The 16,483-nt window shown below is 46.7% G+C and carries 14 protein-coding genes; 4 read left to right on the top strand and 10 right to left on the bottom strand.

Annotated elements, in window-relative coordinates; translation table 11 throughout:
* Positions 1–4 precede the first annotated feature (4 nt).
* Positions 5–1,042: an NADP(H)-dependent aldo-keto reductase gene (locus tag GKO28_RS12970; protein WP_182076539.1), complete on the top strand. Its 1,038-nt coding sequence runs from the start codon at positions 5–7 to the stop codon at positions 1,040–1,042.
* 82 nt (positions 1,043–1,124) lie between these two features.
* Here the strand turns inward: GKO28_RS12970 and GKO28_RS12965 are convergent, their stop codons facing one another.
* The 8 genes from GKO28_RS12965 to GKO28_RS12930 all read right to left on the bottom strand — a co-directional run bounded on the left by GKO28_RS12965 (position 1,125) and on the right by GKO28_RS12930 (position 9,877).
* On the bottom strand, positions 1,125–2,228 hold the full coding sequence (locus GKO28_RS12965; RefSeq protein ID WP_182076538.1) for an ABC transporter ATP-binding protein: 1,104 nt from the start codon (positions 2,226–2,228) through the stop codon (positions 1,125–1,127).
* 58 nt (positions 2,229–2,286) lie between these two features.
* A complete protein-coding gene (locus GKO28_RS12960; protein ID WP_182076537.1) occupies positions 2,287–3,219 on the bottom strand; it encodes a carbohydrate ABC transporter permease in 933 nt (310 codons plus the stop codon).
* Between the two features lie 21 nt (positions 3,220–3,240).
* Positions 3,241–4,119, bottom strand: a complete 879-nt coding sequence (locus GKO28_RS12955) for a sugar ABC transporter permease (RefSeq protein WP_307839016.1) — start codon at positions 4,117–4,119, stop codon at positions 3,241–3,243.
* 364 nt (positions 4,120–4,483) lie between these two features.
* Positions 4,484–5,728, bottom strand: coding sequence for an ABC transporter substrate-binding protein (locus GKO28_RS12950; RefSeq protein WP_182076536.1), 1,245 nt, complete (start codon positions 5,726–5,728; stop codon positions 4,484–4,486).
* A 702-nt stretch (positions 5,729–6,430) separates the two neighbouring features.
* Positions 6,431–7,171 carry a GntR family transcriptional regulator gene (locus GKO28_RS12945; protein WP_182076535.1) on the bottom strand — a complete coding sequence of 247 codons (741 nt, stop codon included), beginning with the start codon at positions 7,169–7,171 and terminating at the stop codon, positions 6,431–6,433.
* A 14-nt stretch (positions 7,172–7,185) separates the two neighbouring features.
* Positions 7,186–8,064, bottom strand: coding sequence for a BadF/BadG/BcrA/BcrD ATPase family protein (locus GKO28_RS12940; RefSeq protein ID WP_182076534.1), 879 nt, complete (start codon positions 8,062–8,064; stop codon positions 7,186–7,188).
* A 308-nt stretch (positions 8,065–8,372) separates the two neighbouring features.
* Positions 8,373–9,077: a phosphoadenylyl-sulfate reductase gene (locus GKO28_RS12935; protein WP_182076533.1), complete on the bottom strand. Its 705-nt coding sequence runs from the start codon at positions 9,075–9,077 to the stop codon at positions 8,373–8,375.
* Between the two features lie 14 nt (positions 9,078–9,091).
* On the bottom strand, positions 9,092–9,877 hold the full coding sequence (locus GKO28_RS12930; RefSeq protein ID WP_182076532.1) for a sulfite exporter TauE/SafE family protein: 786 nt from the start codon (positions 9,875–9,877) through the stop codon (positions 9,092–9,094).
* A gap of 139 nt (positions 9,878–10,016) precedes the next feature.
* Between GKO28_RS12930 and cysB the strand changes: the two genes are divergently transcribed.
* Positions 10,017–10,955, top strand: a complete 939-nt coding sequence (gene cysB, locus GKO28_RS12925; RefSeq protein ID WP_182076531.1) for an HTH-type transcriptional regulator CysB — start codon at positions 10,017–10,019, stop codon at positions 10,953–10,955.
* Positions 10,956–11,013: 58 nt separating this feature from the next.
* Here cysB and GKO28_RS12920 read toward each other — a convergent pair whose 3' ends face one another.
* The gene (locus GKO28_RS12920) at positions 11,014–13,596 is read right to left on the bottom strand and encodes an ATP-binding protein (RefSeq protein WP_182076530.1); all 2,583 of its coding nucleotides are present in this window, start codon (positions 13,594–13,596) and stop codon (positions 11,014–11,016) included.
* Between the two features lie 104 nt (positions 13,597–13,700).
* Here GKO28_RS12920 and GKO28_RS20145 point away from each other — a divergent pair, with 104 nt between their 5' ends.
* A complete protein-coding gene (locus tag GKO28_RS20145; protein ID WP_247646540.1) occupies positions 13,701–14,150 on the top strand; it encodes a TRAM domain-containing protein in 450 nt (149 codons plus the stop codon).
* On the top strand, positions 14,113–15,060 hold the full coding sequence (locus GKO28_RS22335) for a hypothetical protein (protein WP_307839015.1): 948 nt from the start codon (positions 14,113–14,115) through the stop codon (positions 15,058–15,060). Before GKO28_RS20145 ends, GKO28_RS22335 begins: the two co-directional genes overlap by 38 nt.
* 184 nt (positions 15,061–15,244) lie before the next feature.
* Here GKO28_RS22335 and GKO28_RS12910 read toward each other — a convergent pair whose 3' ends face one another.
* Positions 15,245–16,168 carry an Asd/ArgC dimerization domain-containing protein gene (locus GKO28_RS12910; protein ID WP_173533409.1) on the bottom strand — a complete coding sequence of 308 codons (924 nt, stop codon included), beginning with the start codon at positions 16,166–16,168 and terminating at the stop codon, positions 15,245–15,247.
* Positions 16,169–16,483: the final 315 nt, after the last annotated feature.

The raw sequence follows: 16,483 nt of genomic DNA, 5'->3' as shown, positions 1-16,483 counted from the left end.
TCCTATGCAGATGAAAACTTTACCCGGCACGGATTTAACCGTGTCGAGCCTATGCTTAGGTACGATGACGTTTGGTGAGCAAAATACCGAAAGCCAAGCGCATGCTCAGCTGGATTTTGCGCTCTCGCACGGGATTAATTTTATTGATACCGCCGAGATGTATCCGGTGCCAGCCAATGCCAAAACCCAAGGCTTAACCGAGTCTTATGTTGGCTCTTGGCTAAAACAGCAGCGCCGCGATCAATTGATTGTCGCCACCAAAGTGGCCGGTCCCAATCGCGGCATGGAGTGGATACGCGGTGGCCCACAACTCACACGGGGGCATATCCTTGCAGCCTGTGATGCCAGCTTGCTGCGGCTCAATACCGACTATATCGACCTGTATCAATTGCACTGGCCGGCGCGGCATGTGCCAATGTTTGGGCAAACTTATTACGAGCCTAGCCAAGAATATACCGATGCACCTGAGTTACACGCGCAATTAGCCGCGCTCAAAGAATTAGTCGATCAGGGCAAGGTCCGTTATGTCGGCGTTTCTAATGAAACGCCGTGGGGCGTGATGGCCTTCACGCGTCTGGCCGAACAATATCAATTACCGCGAATTGCGACGATTCAGAATGTTTACAATCTAATCAACCGCACGTATGACTATGGTTTGGCTGAAGTTTGCCATCGTGAACAAGTGAGTTTGTTGGCGTATAGCCCACTGGCTTTTGGTTTACTCAGTGGCAAATATCTGCACGACGCGAAGGCGGATGGTCGAATGACGCGCTTTGCCAATTTTGGTCAGCGCTATTTAAAACCACAAGTGCCCACCGCGATTGCCGCCTTTACCGCTTTGGCCGAGCGTCATCAAATCTGTCCCGCGCAAATGGCCTTGGCTTGGCTGCAAAGCCGTTGGTATGTGGCCAGTACCATTATTGGTGCTACCACGATGGCGCAGCTCGCTGAAAATATTGCCAGCACGCAACTCACATTAAGTGACAGCTTATTGGCCGAAATTGAAGCGATTCATCGCCAATCACCGAGCCCGGCGCAGTAATTATTTTCAAACCGTTATCAACGGCATTGAGCATAAAAAAAAACCCGCAATCTACATTGCGGGTTTTTTTATACCGGCAAGCTTAACGATTGCGTTTAAATGCCAAGCCTTCAGCATCAAACAACATGCTGTGCTTCTCTGGGAACACAATGCGCACCATGTCGCCAAACTTCAGGCCGGTCATATGTGCTGGCAATTTCATGCAAATGATTTCATTCACGCCTGGAATTTCAATATAAGCCAAAACGGTATCGCCCAAATGTTCAACCAAATCCACTTTAGCTGGGATTGAACCGGCAACGCTTTCGTCGGCCAATTCAATGTGCTCTGGACGAATCCCCAAAGTCACTTTATCGCCCACTTTGGCGCTACCTGGATGTACCGCTGCGCGAGCAGTAATGCCTTTTGGCAAGCGAACTACAGCGGCATCTTGCTCAACGCCAACCAATTGCGCTTCAAACAAGTTCATTTTTGGTGAGCCCAAAAAGCTAGCCACAAATAAGTTCGATGGGTTTTCATACATTTCAAGCGGGCTACCCACTTGCTGAATGATACCGGCATTAAACACCACAATACGATCCGCCAAAGTCATTGCTTCCACTTGGTCATGCGTTACATACAGCATGGTGGTTTTGAGTTCTTGGTGCAGTTTTGACAATTCAACACGCATATTCAAACGCAGTGATGCATCCAAGTTCGACAATGGCTCATCCAACAAGAATACTTTTGGATTACGCACAATCGCCCGACCAATTGCCACACGCTGACGCTGACCACCTGACAAAGCTTTTGGCTTACGTTCCAGCAAATGCGTCATTTGCAAAATGTCTGCGGCTTTTTTAACGCGTTGATCGATTTCTGGTTTCGGCGTGCCAGCTAGCTTCAAAGCAAAAGCCATATTGTCATACACGCTCATGTGCGGATACAAAGCGTAAGACTGGAACACCATCGCGATACCGCGTTTTGATGCGTGCAAGTCATTCGCCAATGTGTCACCGATATACAACTCGCCTGCAGTGATCTCTTCCAAGCCTGCAATCATACGCATCATCGTTGACTTACCGCAGCCTGATGGACCAACAAATACTACGAATTCGCCGTCTTTAATCTCTAAATCAACACCCTTGATCACACAAACGTCTTTGGTGTAGTTCTTTTTAATATTTTTAAGAGTAATGCTAGCCATTTTTAATATTCCTTAATTCTGAATTGGGTATTTTGTAAAGCGCCAATACAAGAGCATCTTATTTAACTGCGCCATCCATACCAGAGATAAAGTAGCGCTGCGTGAAGGCAAAGAAAATCAATACAGGGATAACAGTCAATACAATGGCTGCCATCAGGGTATTTTGCGAACCCGCTAATGGACCGGTCAAATCATTAAATACACCAACTGCCAATGGCTGCATTTCTTTCGAGCGCATAATAATCGACGGCCAAATGAAGTCATTCCATGAATTCACCAAAGTAAAAATACTCAGCGCGGCAAGCGACGGTACAGTTACAGGCAACATTACGCGCCACAAAATTTGCATCTCCGTTGCACCGTCAACACGTGCGGCATCGATCAAATCTTGCGGAACCGCTTCAAATGCTTGTTTCATCAAGAAGATACCAAATGCACCAGCAACACCAGGAGCAATAACGGCAAAGTAGCTATTGACACCAACTAAGCGTTTCCAGGTTTCATCAGGGCTGCCAAGCAACGCTTGCACTTCATTCATCCAATTACCGAACTTAGAAACGGTGATGAAGTTCGTCACAAAAGCAGCTTCACCAGGCAACATCAAGGTGCCAATAATTGCCATAAAAATCACATTGCGACCGAAAAACTTCATTCGAGCTAATGGATATGCGGCCAATAATGAAATAATTGCAGTAAAGATCACTGAAAAGCCAGAAATAACGACCGAATTAAAGAAGTATGTTCCAAATGGGATTTCAGTAAAGACGCGCTGAAACCAAATCAGCGTCATGCCAAATGAATAGTTCCCACTACCATCATCCGTGGTTGGCATAAAGCCAGTAGGGAATCGATAGGCTGTTGTACCATCTTGTGAAAGCGCAAATGCCAATGCCCACAACAAAGGAAACACGGTAAAAAAGGCAAATAATATTAAGCCACTGTAATGTGCACTTAGGCCTAATGCTTTGCGAACGGCTTTATTTTTAAACATAAACAACTCTCCTCTATGTTCTTATTGTTTTTCGCCAAAGAAGCGGAATTGAAGAGCGGCCAGCAATACACAAAAGAATGTAACAACCAAGCCAGCAGCAGCCGATACGCCGAAGTTGAAGTTTTTAAACGCCTGATCATAAACATAAAACAGGGCGGTATATGTTTCAGCCTTACCCGACGTCAAAACCACCACTTCTTGGAACACTTTAAGTGCACCAATCGTAGACAGCATCGTACACAGCAAGATCGTTGGTTTCATCATTGGCACTGTAATCTTCCAGAATCGATCCCACGCATTTGCACCATCCAAAATAGCGGCTTCTTCTACTTCACTTGGAATGCCTTGCAAACCAGCAAGGTAAAGCACCATGTAGTAGCCCAAACCTTTCCAGAAAGTGAATAACATAATTGAATACATTGCGATGCTTGGATTACCCAACCAATCGGTTTGAATCATTTCTGTCGACGGTATGAAATGGAAAAGATGTGCAATTGATGATGTAATCGCATTCAACATACCTGCGTAATTCAGTACAAAAGACCAAACCACACCAGCAATTGAAATCGCAGTAATTACAGGAATGTAGTAAACCGCACGAAAGAATGTCATACCTGGTAATTTATTGTTTACTAATTTAGCAATTAGTAAAGAAAACAATTGAATTGGCGGTACAACCAATAAGAAAAACAAAGAATTTTTTACAGCCTGACGAAATAATTCATCTTCCCAGATGTGCTTGAAATTGGCAAAGTTATTCCAAGTTGTTGCTCCTCCTGCAATCTCATAGTCATGAAAAGCCAAATAGGTGTTAAAACCCACAGGCCAAAAAACAAATATACCCATAAAGATCAAGGCAGGTGCCAAGAATAAATAGGCTAACAAATTGGAGTTTTTCACGTTTCGACTCTTCAGTGCGTTACAGACAAGGTAGATAATAACTCAATCCACACATTTTGTGACTTGATATTAACCAAACCCAGGTGATATTAAGAGCAGAGATTATAACTTAAGCAATGCAAATTTTGCACATTTGCATTGTATTTTTTTAAACAAGTCAAATGTAACTAGAAAATCTATAGTACAAACTACAAAAAATAGACATCGCAACAACAGGGCATTTTTTATAATACTGCAACATTTTGGTGCACGATTATTTACTTCATTAGTAAAGTATAATTAATCATTTAAATTTAATTTTGCGGCGCACAAAAAAAAGCGGTAATGCATAATGCATTACCGCTTTTCTTTAATTAACTAAATATCATTTAGTGAATTGAGCATTCCAAGCAGCAACAGCCTCATCCAAAGCTTGCTTAGCTGGGATACGACCTTGGATCGCAGCATCGATCTTGTCGTTCATCACTTTTTCCAAAGCAGCTTCGTCAGCACCTGCTGGCAAATCTTTGATCATGAAGTGACGAGTTTTATCGATTACCATGCCACCCATCTTGAATGCTTTCTTGCCTGGGTCAGTCATGTCATTCAAAGCTGGATCTTTAGAAGCGGCAGCATTAGCCAACTTAGTTGATGCAAAAGTGTAAGATGCTTTAGCAAATTGCTCTTGAGCCCATTCGCCAGTGATGAAGTTACCCACAACACCAACAGCTTTCATGTCTTTTTGGCCTTTTGGCACTACGTACATTGTAGTCCAACCACCAAATGCCAATTTGCCGTTATCGCCCAATGGGAAGCTAGTCACGTCAGCTGCTTTGTAAGCTGCTGGGTTAGCATCTTTAATTTTCTTAACTGCGTGGCCGCCTTCAGCGAACATTGCGAAGTTGCCATTTGCGAAACCAGCAATTTGCTTGTCAAAGTCAAGGTTCACATCTTTAACGATGGTGCCTTCTTTGTATGCATCAGCAAATTTTTGTACCAAAGCGACGTGTTTAGGGCTATTGAATGCCGCTTTACCGTTAGCCATCAAAGGCAAACCTTCAAACATGAACCAGCCAGTGAAGCCGTCTTGAAGTTTAGAAGCCCAACCTGGTTTGCCAGTTGTAGCTTTGATTTTCTTAGCTGCAGCAAATACGTCGTCCAAAGACTTGAATTCTGGCTTAACACCCGCTTTAGCCATCATCTCTTTGTTAAATACCATTACGGCAGTAACTTGATAAGATGGGAAGCCGTAGATTTTGCCGTCAACAGTGGCGTTAGCCAAAGCAGCGTTAGTGTATTGCGCTTTGTTGATGATGCCGTCAACTGGCGTCAACAATTTCCCCGACATTTCAGCCATCCAGTTTGTTGGCACCAATGCCAATCCTGGTACGTTACCTTCAGCAACAGCAGCAACGATAGCTGGCTTCATTGCGCCCCAACCCAAATCCTTTTGAGTCAATACGATACCATTGTCCAAGCTGTTGAATTTAGCAACAACTTCTTTGTGGTATGCATCGTAAGTTGGAGCCAAAGAGTGAGACCAGAATTCAACTTTAGTCGCAGCTTGAGCTGTAACAACAGAAGCAGCGAAAAGTGCTGCACCAACAAGAACGGAACGTTTAAAGTTCATAACAACTCCTAACATTTAACATTGAATACGAGCAACACAAGGTCGCAGGAAAAGGGCTCAAATCAACAACAAGTAAACCAAAAAAAATTTCAGGGCGATCTCAAGTCAAGTGACATCAAAGAATTTCTTTTCACGCATTACGCTCGATATGAACGTTTTGCATACTTTTAATTTCATCAAGCCATCTTGATCACTCGGTGACTCGAATTAGTTTCGTAAGCCACTGCGATCACACTACGGAATCTAGATTACCGTAATTCGCATGATGAGTGAACATTCTCGCCACTAGAGCGTCAGGACACCACTTCGCGTTATGGATCGACGTTGATCCAACGGCAAAAACGGTGAGATCAACACAACAAGAAAAATCTGTAGGCAAAAGCCCTAATGCTTTTTAAAGACTACATTTAGCCGTCATTCGTTTTTCGAAAAAGCGCTACAAAACAAGGAAATATCGCGTAAGCAAAATCTAAAAAATGTAGGAAATCCCGTATATTTTGGGTATTTCTTGGTTAAAAAATACATTCTTACTGACAAATAGCACGCAAAATTACATTCCTCTACTCAAAGTTCAGGCAAAATTAAGTCGCAATGTGTAAATTTACCAATGTAATTTTTTGTACCATCGCCGCAACACCTCGCAACAAAAATGGCGTATCGACCTGCGCCGTACGCCATTTTAAAAACCGGTGTGACGCGTTTTTAGCGATATAACTCCACGACAAAATCATAATAATCACTACGAAACCATGAATGCGTGAGCTCAATCGCCGTGCCGTCTTCTAAATAGCCAACTCGCGTGAGATGCAACATCGCGGTGCCAGTGGGTACACCGGTGAGTTGCGCCAATGCTTCAGTGGCATTCACTGCGCCAATATTTTGAATCGCGCGCACCACAGTCAGATTGGCCTCTCGCATATATTCATATAAAGACTCACCAATGCGCTCTGGCTCTGGCACATAGTGATAAGGCAAAGCGGTATATTCAACCGCCATCACTACATCATTAGCAAAACGTAAGCGTTCCAAATGCACCACACGGCTATTGGGCGTGAGATTAAGTCTGAGCAATTCTTCTGATCCAGCTAAAGCCAGCTCACGCTTGAGCCATTTGGATGACGGCCGAAAGCCACGCTGCTTGAGCATTTCCGACAAATTAGTCAACCGAGTGAGTGGCTGCTCTAATTTAGGCGTGATATAGGTGCCAGAACCTTGGCGACGAATAATTAAGCCTTGCTCGAGTAATAAATCGAGTGCTTTACGGGCGGTGACACGTGAAATGCCCAGCACATCACAAAAGGTACGCTCCGAAGGCAGGGGATCATCCGCTTTCCAAAATCCAGCATGAATCGCGGCGGCAAGCTTATGCCCAAACTGCAAATACAATGGTGTTGCACTATCACTATCGGGCTTGAGCACCAAAAGCTTGTTCTGATTTTGCATCCCCTACTCCTGAATTACTTAAATTCACGCGCAATTAAGATTAAAGCACCGGCACATGAGTCTTTTTGCGCCCGTGATGTGCTGGCTAAAAACTCACTTGGCATATACGGGCGCAATGCTTCGGATAAACCACCGCCACAAATCGCAATCGGTAATTGAGGTGCCGTGGCACGCAATGCGCTGGCGATATTTTCAATCTCGCGACCGGCATCCAAGACAAATGCTTTGGCAAATTCATCACTATCGGCAAACTCCAGCACAATCGGCGACAAAGAAGCGCATTCGCTTTGCTTCATTGTGCCCATCCATGCGAACACTTGTTCACGGGTATTGCCAGTAATCGACAATAGTTTTTGCCCAAATGCCGTCATCGGACGACGACCATCCATTAGGCGCTGCACATGGTTAATCGCTTTTAAACCTAAATAAGCGCCAGAGCCTTCATCTGAAGTTGGAAAGCCCCAACCGCCCACTTCTAAACGGGTGCCATCACTGAGCCAAGCCTCACCAATCGAGCCAGTTCCAATCGCAATAATGCCGCCATGCAGGCCATTATGTGCCCCCAATAATGTAGAGTAGCCATCAGTTTCAATCACCACTTTGGCAAAGCCTGGGTTTTGACTGGCAAACGCGTCGGCCCATGCTTTAACCGTAACCCCTGACAATCCAAAACCAACGGCGCACTGCGCAAAGTCTGGCTCATTCACGCCGATGGCTTTAAAGCCTTCTACAATCGCTTGGGTAATATTGTGCCAAGCTTTTTCGATGCCCTGCCCTAACGCAGAAGGACCCGCTTGAGCACGAACTTTTTCCACGCCATCCAAACCTGCGATACAAATCCGTGTTCCCGTACCACCGCCATCCACGCCGATTAAATACTGAATAGAGCTCATTTTTCTTATCCTATATGAGTTGAATTAACTAAGCCGCCCTCCCCAAAAGAGCGAATTAGCTTAGAACTTGCAGACCACTTGATATTTTTTTCTATTAAACTCGTTCAGCACATTAATTAAATTGCGCCTTTAACATTACATTTAATTTACGAACACGCCGAATTAAGCATACCAATTTAGAGAGAGCGGCCTAACTTGTCAATTACACCAGACAAGAAAAACGCCCGATAAGTCGGGCGTTTGTTTTCAAACAAATAAATAGGTATGTAAAAATTTAAGCCCTACTTTATAGGTTGATCTGCAACCCCTTATTTGAGCAGGCTCACGGCATTGTCTTTTACGTGCAAACCACATTCTTTATGTTCTGGGTTTTCCCACCACCAGCGTCCGGCTCGAACATCCTCCCCCATCGCAATCGGCCGAGTACAAGGCGCACAGCCAATTGAAGGCACGTGCTGATCGTGTAGCGCGTTATAAGGGATTTGATGGTCACGAATAAAAGCCCAGACTTCTTTTTCAGTCCATTCAAGTAAAGGATTAAATTTCTCCAATCCATTACCCGCATCAAACTCTTGCTGGGCTAAATCCGTGCGTGTTGGCGATTGCTCGCGGCGTAAACCGGTAATCCAGGCTTTTTTGCCTTGCAAAGCGCGTTGTAAAGGTTCAATTTTGCGAATATGGCAGCACGATTTTCTCAATTCAACTGAGTTATAAAATGCATTGATGCCATTGCTATTCACATACTGCTCAACCGCCGCTGTTTGTGGGAAATACACAGTAATTGGGTGCGATGGATATTGCTCAGCCACTTTTTGCATCAAGGTATACGTTTCGCTGGGTAAACGGCCGGTATCGAGACTAAAGAGACTCACAGCAATTTGCTGCTTGGCTAATAAATGCGTAATCACCATATCTTCAGCGCCAAAAGAATTGGCAAATGTAGCTGGACTATATTCAGCCGCAATCCGTTCTAATAAAGTGATGGTCTCGGCTAGTTTTTGCGAAAAATCCATAATAAACCCCAAAATTAAAATATCAGTTTGTAGCCAATAAATACCAGCATGGTGGCCAAGCAAGGCCGCAAAACACGATCAGAAATAACGCCAGATAAATGACTGCCCAAATAAATACCCGGCAAAGAGCCCATTAATAAATACGCCAATAAACCCCAATCCATATTGCCCATACTGGCATGCCCTAAGCCTGCGACTAAAGTCAGCGGGACCGCATGGGCGATTTCAGTGCCAACTAAGCGTTTAGTGGTCATTAATGGATACAAAAGAAATAACGCCACTGTGCCTAAAGCACCAGCACCAATCGAGGTTAGGGTCACAATCGCCCCTAGCATCACCCCTGTCAGTACTGTCAATAAATTTAAACGGGCACCGCTCATTTTGAATCGATCACCGGCATGGCGCTGCGCCAAGGCGATGATTTGCTGCTTAAACACAATCGCCACGGCGGTAAACAATAAAGCCACGCCCAAGCCATGCTTAATGACGGCATTTAATGTTTTGGTGTCGGTATGAAGATAATGCAGCACCAGCAAAGTCAAAGCCGCAGCGGGTACGCTACCTAAAGACAAATAACCGGTAATCGACCAATCAATATTGTTATTTTTTTGATGCACATAAACACCACCAGCCTTGGTGATCGAGGCATAAAGCAAATCAGTGCCCACCGCCGCAGCGGGAGGAATACCAAACCATAACAATATCGGCGTCATTAAAGAACCACCGCCAACGCCAGTCATCCCTACAATAAAACCGACGACTAAACCCGCAATGACAAAGCCTAAAACTCCAACATCCATCTTGCATCCTAAGGCCAACTGGCTTGGCGGTATTGATTTAGCCTTGCATCATAGCAATTATACTTATAACACCTTAGACAAATATGTTAGGATTTTAGAACCAAAAATTCTCAGTCAATTCTTTCACGAGTCCTACGCTATGAAATTACAACAACTCCGTTATTTGGTCGAAGTCGCAAAGCAAGGGCTCAATGTTTCAGAAGCGGCGGAAAAACTGCATACCTCGCAACCGGGAATTTCCAAGCAAATCCGCTTGCTGGAAGACGAACTTGGCGTGCAGATTTTTATTCGCAACGGCAAACGCGTGGTCGATATCACCGCACCGGGGCGTGAAATTTTGCGCATTGCTGAGCGTATTTTGATGCAATCGCGCAATCTAAAACGAATTGGCGAAGAATTTGTAAACGTTGAAGGCGGCAGCTTAATTATTGCTACCACCCACACCCAAGCGCGCTACGCACTGCCTAAAACCATTCAAACCTTTATGCAGCGTTACCCCAAAGTGCGCCTCTCGCTCAAGCAAGGCAATCCAACTCAAATCTCAGAAATGGTCGTCGATGGCAGTGCCGATATTGCGATTGCCACCGAAGGGATTGATCATTACCCAGAGCTGGCCACACTGGATTGCTATTCGTGGAATCGCATTGTGGTCGTTCCCAATGGCCATCCTTTAACGACATTGCAGCGGCCAGTCACGCTAGAGGATATTGCCGCTTGGCCTTTAATTACCTATGACTTTGCCTTTGCCGGGCGCTCTAAAATTAACCGCGCATTTGAATTAAAGCACCTGATTCCAAATATTGTGCTGACCGCGATTGATTCGGATGTGATTAAAACATATGTGGCTTTAGGCTTGGGTATCGGCATATTGGCCAGCATGGCGTATGAGCCAGAGCGAGATACTCAACTCACGTCGATCGATGTGAGCCATTTATTTGAGCCCTCGACCACCCATATTGGGGTACGCAAAGACGCTTATTTACGTGGCTATGGCTACGAGTTCATTGAGCTGTTTGCCCCGCACCTGAACCGCCAAGTGGTGCAAGCGGCATTATTGTGTGAAGCCGAAGATAACTAAACAACGCTGATACCTTGGTGGATTGATCATTCAATCCACCCGCCGCTTAGCCGACACCTCACTCCGCAGCTGGCAAATATTGCGCCACAATGTGTTGTAATTTAATTAAGTTCAGCGGCTTGGCTAAAAAGCCATCCATGCCGGCCGCCAAACATTCGTTTTCACTGTGCTCAAAAGCATTGGCAGTAAGCGCAATAATCGGCAAAGCGCGAGTATGCGCTTGGCTGCGTAAAATCCGTGTTGCTGCCAAGCCATCCATTTCTGGCATTTGCCAATCCATTAACACCAAATCAAAGTTTTCAGCATCGGCAGCCAATAGCGCTTCACGGCCATTTTCGGCCAGCACCACCTGACAGCCCAATTTGGCTAAAAAAGCCTCCACGACGCGCTGATTAATTTTATTGTCTTCTGCCACGAGTACTTTGCCACGGTATTGCACCGTAGCAAGTGTATTCACTGGGCTGGCAGCAGATACCTCAACACAATGCAATAATTCTGCCACCGTTCGCAATACCGTGTGCTCGGCCAATGCCACTTTGCACAAAAATGCCTGCTGCGGACGTAGCGCGACATCGGGCATTTGCCAACCCAGTAATAAACTCGGTAACTCAGGCCACAACTGCAGCAGTTGCACCTCTTCAACCATCAATAAATCAACGCGCTCCATCGACTCTGGCGGCGTGGTGAGTAAACGAACTCCAGCTCGCGCCAAGCACGGCAATACCGTACGCGCCACACCGTCGGCTTTGCCCAACCAGAGCACCGTTTTGCCGTGTAAATGATAGTTGGCGAACTCACGCGGTTTGGCCAAGTGCTGCAGTGGCAAGCTAACGATAAATTCAGACCCTTGCCCCAACACCGAGCGCAACTGTATATCGCCATCCATCAAGGCCAGCAAAGATTTAGAAATCGCCAATCCCAAGCCCGTGCCACTAAAGCGCCGGGTTGAGCCCGATTCGGCTTGGTAAAAACGTTGAAATAATTGATTAGCACTGGCGGTGTCGATGCCGATGCCGCTGTCTTGCACCGCGATGCAAATCTGCTGTTGATCGCAATACGCCGCAATGCGCACAAAGCCATGCTCGGTGAATTTAATCGCATTGGAGATTAAATTAATCAACACCTGCTTTAAGCGTAAAGCATCGCCAAAATACCAAGCGGGCAGCTGAGGATCAATATCGAGCAGCACATCGAGTCGTGCCTCAACGGCACGCGATGCCAAAACGGCAGCCGCTTCTTCGATGACCAGCGCCAATTCAAATGGCGCTTTGATCAGCTCGAGTTTACCGGCTTCAATTTTAGAAAAATCGAGTAAATCATTCACCAGCAACACCAATGAATCGCCCGATTTATGCACATTGGTCACATATTCGGCCTGCTCGGCATTCAGTGGAGTATTACCGAGTAACTGCACAAAGCCCAAAATCCCATTGAGCGGCGTGCGAATTTCATGGCTCATCGTCGCCAAAAAATTCGACTTGGCGCGGTTGGCCGCTTCTGCCGCATCACGCGCCACGGCCAAAGAATCACTTTGTAATAACAGCCGCTCATTGGCTTGACGCAGCTCTTCTTGCACTTGTTTGGCGCGAATCAATTGCGACACAATCGCCGCAAACAACTTCATTACTTCGCGCTGATACGGCATCAAGCTGCGACGATGCAAAAAATTATCCGCCGCCATCCAACCAAGTAAAGTGTTGTCGGCATACAGTGCCACTAAAGAATTCCAACCCCGACCAACCACCACTTTATTGTAATAAATCGCCGCGTCTTCTTTCACCATCACTTCGCCCGGCTGCGCTAATGCATCACGAAAAATCTGATGCTGTGGCGTTGGGCTGCGATACCACGCTTCATTACACAGTTCACCATTATTATCAGTGCCATAGGTGCCGCACATTTCATTGGTTTGCAAATCAGCGGTAAATAAAGCCGCCCGATCAATCCCAAAATCACCAATGGCGGCGATGACCACCTGCCGATACAAATCATCTAAATGTGTGGTTTGAGTGAGGCGCAGCGTGACTTGATGCAGTTTTTGCAATAACTCACGATATTCTTCGGCGCGTTGCAAGCTTTGCTGCAAACGCTGCGTCATTTCGTCACGCTCTAAATTGTGACCATACAATAATGCCGCCACCCGCCCTTGCAGCATCTCGGCCAAAGCCTCGCATTCAATGCGAAATGAGGCGGTATCTAAATACGTTTGTAATAAGCCCACATCACTTAGCTCAACATAAAGCAATGCTTGCAGCTTATTGCCACTCATTAATGGCAAGATCAAGCGCGATAATGCAACGGCTTCTTCATCAGCCACGTCCCATATTTCTTGCATTTGATAGCTAACCGGACGAATCGACACCGCCGGTTCGCGCATTTGCCAAGTCAACTCATCGACTGGCACGCCAAAAAAGCCCTTCGCTTGCTGTGGCTCAGAAAACGCCAAAGGCCGCTGGCCGATCACCGCCTCGGCATAAATCGCCACGCTCTCAGCGCCGTCACTGGGCAAAATCAAATATGCACGCTTGGCTGAAAATGAATCTCGCACCGCGCCAACCAGCGTCGCGGCAAATTGATCCCAAGATTCAGCTTCTAATAAAGCGGGTAAATTTAATACCGATTCGAGTTGCGTCAATTGCATTGCCAACCTAAATATTGAGCAAAAATCACGCCGAGTATGACTCAGCACCAAGCGCAGCATTGACTGCGTTATACTATGCAACTGTCTAATTGAATTAGTTCGTCATGAATCCATCTGCACCCAAAACCAACCCCACTGCCACAGTTGAATCGCTTGACCATGAAGGCCATGGCGTAGCGCGCTACGAAGGTAAAACCATTTTTATTGATGGTGGCTTACCTTTTGAGACGATTACGTTTAGTAGTTATCGCAAAAAGCCAAGCTTTGAAAACGCGCAAGCAATTACCATTCATAATGACAGCTTTATGCGCGTTAAGCCCAAATGTCCACACTTTGGTGTTTGCGGTGGGTGTTCGATGCAACATATGGAATTTGGCGCACAGGTGGCTGCCAAACAGCGCATTCTCGAAGACCAATTTACGCCGTATTGGCAAGGTCAGCGCCGAATCGATGCTGCCCGCCATTTATGGTCAAGCTTGGGGTTATCGCTCACGCGGCCGACTCTCAGCCCGCTATGTGGCAAAAAAAGAACAAGTCTTAGTTGGCTTTCATGAGCGCCGCTCTGGCTTTATCGCCGATATGCGTGAATGCCATGTGTTACCCAAATCCATGTCCGATCAATTATTGCCGCTGCGTGAATTAATCAGCGCGCTATCGATTGTCAACGACATGCCGCAAATCGAGCTGGCTGTCGGCGAGAACGTCACCGTGCTGGTGTTTCGCGTGATGACCGACATTAACGACGCGGATTTGGCTTTGTTTAAAGCCTATGCCGACCGCTGGCAAGTGCAAATCTGGTTGCAACCGAAAGGCCCAGATTCAGCCTATCCGCTCTATCCATTGGATGCGCCAGCACTGACGTATTCACTGCCTGAATTTGGCATCGAAATGCCGTTCAAACCGACTGAATTTACCCAAGTCAATTATGCAATTAATCGCGTTATGGTGGCGCGCGCAATGAGTTTACTCGATCCGCAACCGGGTGAAATCATTGCCGATATGTTCTGTGGTTTAGGCAATTTCACGCTACCAATTGCGCGTAGCGGTGCCAAAGTACTGGGTATGGAAGGCAGTACGCAATTGGTTGAACGCGCGCTAGAAGGTGCGATCCACAATCAACTCGATCACCTCACTAGCTACGAAATCGCTAACTTATTTGAAATGACCGAAGAATGGCTCGATAAGCTCGGTCGCTTTGACAAAATGCTGATCGATCCACCACGTGATGGCGCGATGGCTTTATGCCAGTCAATCAGTGTTGAGCACGGCCCAAAACGCATTGTTTATGTCTCATGCAGCCCAGCTACCTTGGCGCGCGACGCGGATATTTTGGTCAATGTCAAAGGCTACACACTCAAAAACGCCGGTGTGATTAATATGTTCCCACATACCGCACATGTGGAAAGTATATTGCTTGGTTCGAAAAAGAATAAGCCCAGCGCAAGCGCAGTATTGAAGCCATAAAAAATGCCGTTCAATCGTAAGATGAACGGCATTTTTTCGGCAAGTCAGCGGCTAAGTAACTGAGCAAAATTTTTCGCGCAAGGCGCAAGGCCGCAGACAGTACACACGTACGACAAGGCGAAGCAACGATGCACGGAAACTTTTGCCTGCACTTCTCGCTTCACGACCAAGCCGCAAAACCGCGTTACAGCAAAGCCAATAGCAACACTGCAGCACGCGCTGGCAAGCGCGCATTATCGGCCACCAACCACATTTGTACTGAACGACCATCAGCCGCCACTTGCAGTTGATTGAGCCACACTTTGTCGCCACCAATCGCGTCTTGCGGCGTCGCAATGCCGGCGGCGCCGTCGGCTTTGAGGTAATACAGCGCTGGCGAAGCTTGAATCGCCGCCTCAACTTGCGCCAGCGTTACCACGTCATGCATCAACACATTGATGCTGACTGCATGACCAAAAAACACCGGTACACGGCTCACGGTAATGCAGTTTACTGGCGTACCTACGGCAATCAGTTCGGCACTAATTCGCGCTTCTTCACCACAATCGGCCGTTGGTAATAAATTAAACGCCAAACGCTTAGGGTAACCAGCCAGCTCCACTTCTTGCTGCGCAAACAATTGCCGCGTTTGCATCGACAGCGCTTCAATCGCCGCTTGGCCGTCCTCAGATACCGACAACATCGCTGTTGCGCCAGCAAAATCAATCGCGCCCACGGCTTGCAATGCCGCCAATGGCGCTGACATCATTGACGTCAACACATGCGGCAAACCCACAATTTGGCCGCGCTGCGGCTTACCCGATTTGCTGGCGGTGGCACCTGTTAAATCAATCACCGCCGCACCGGCATCACACGCCGCTTGGGCATAACGTTTAGCTAATTCCGGCGCGCCAATAAACACCACCGCGTCGGCTTTTTTCCAATCAAAACTAGCAACGTCAATCATCGGCAAGCTTTGATGGCGCAATTCAACCGAGACAGCGTCTTCATCATCCGACAAAGGATACAGTGCGGTCAAAGCCAATGGCATTTCACCCAATACATCTAAAAATGCTTGAGATGCAGGGGTATCAGCCCCAACAAGAGCAACTGCAATAGCTTCAGACATAGACCCACTCCAAGTATCAAAAAAACAACCGCCACATACACATCATCGTATGGGCGGTGAAGGCCGCATTTTACTCGGTCTGGCCCGATAAAACGAGTAAAGATCACCGAGGGTTTGTTGAGGTTTGGTTTTCCGCTACTGCTTACGCAATTTTCGCGGTGAAGCAAAGCGTAGTCAGCGCCACATCGTCATTCTAAGTCAGCTTGCGACAAGGTACGATGCACCGCGCAAAGCGCAAAGCCCAATCACAAATTTTATCGCTGGCTCGGCTTATTCGCTAAGCTATTACCCGTATTGACCGCCCCTAGGCTGGCA

This window comes from Deefgea sp. CFH1-16, from assembly GCF_016881365.1.
GTDB lineage: Bacteria > Pseudomonadota > Gammaproteobacteria > Burkholderiales > Chitinibacteraceae > Deefgea.
Note: the sequence above shows the minus strand (reverse complement) of the source record. Positions and strands in the feature narration are given on the sequence as shown.

Bases quoted from the DNA above. Each gene is read 5' to 3' on its own strand.
- GKO28_RS12945 (WP_182076535.1), bottom strand. From the start codon at position 7,171: ATGCAAAATCAGAACAAGCTTTTGGTGCTCAAGCCCGATAGTGATAGT.
- GKO28_RS12930 (WP_182076532.1), bottom strand. From the start codon at position 9,877: ATGGATGTTGGAGTTTTAGGCTTTGTCATTGCGGGTTTAGTCGTCGGT.
- cysB (WP_182076531.1), top strand. From the start codon at position 10,017: ATGAAATTACAACAACTCCGTTATTTGGTCGAAGTCGCAAAGCAAGGG.
- GKO28_RS12970 (WP_182076539.1), top strand. From the start codon at position 5: ATGCAGATGAAAACTTTACCCGGCACGGATTTAACCGTGTCGAGCCTA.
- GKO28_RS12960 (WP_182076537.1), bottom strand. From the start codon at position 3,219: ATGTTTAAAAATAAAGCCGTTCGCAAAGCATTAGGCCTAAGTGCACAT.
- GKO28_RS12940 (WP_182076534.1), bottom strand. From the start codon at position 8,064: ATGAGCTCTATTCAGTATTTAATCGGCGTGGATGGCGGTGGTACGGGA.
- GKO28_RS12910 (WP_173533409.1), bottom strand. From the start codon at position 16,168: ATGTCTGAAGCTATTGCAGTTGCTCTTGTTGGGGCTGATACCCCTGCA.
- GKO28_RS20145 (WP_247646540.1), top strand. From the start codon at position 13,701: ATGAATCCATCTGCACCCAAAACCAACCCCACTGCCACAGTTGAATCG.
- GKO28_RS12920 (WP_182076530.1), bottom strand. From the start codon at position 13,596: ATGCAATTGACGCAACTCGAATCGGTATTAAATTTACCCGCTTTATTA.
- GKO28_RS12965 (WP_182076538.1), bottom strand. From the start codon at position 2,228: ATGGCTAGCATTACTCTTAAAAATATTAAAAAGAACTACACCAAAGAC.
- GKO28_RS12935 (WP_182076533.1), bottom strand. From the start codon at position 9,077: ATGGATTTTTCGCAAAAACTAGCCGAGACCATCACTTTATTAGAACGG.
- GKO28_RS12950 (WP_182076536.1), bottom strand. From the start codon at position 5,728: ATGAACTTTAAACGTTCCGTTCTTGTTGGTGCAGCACTTTTCGCTGCT.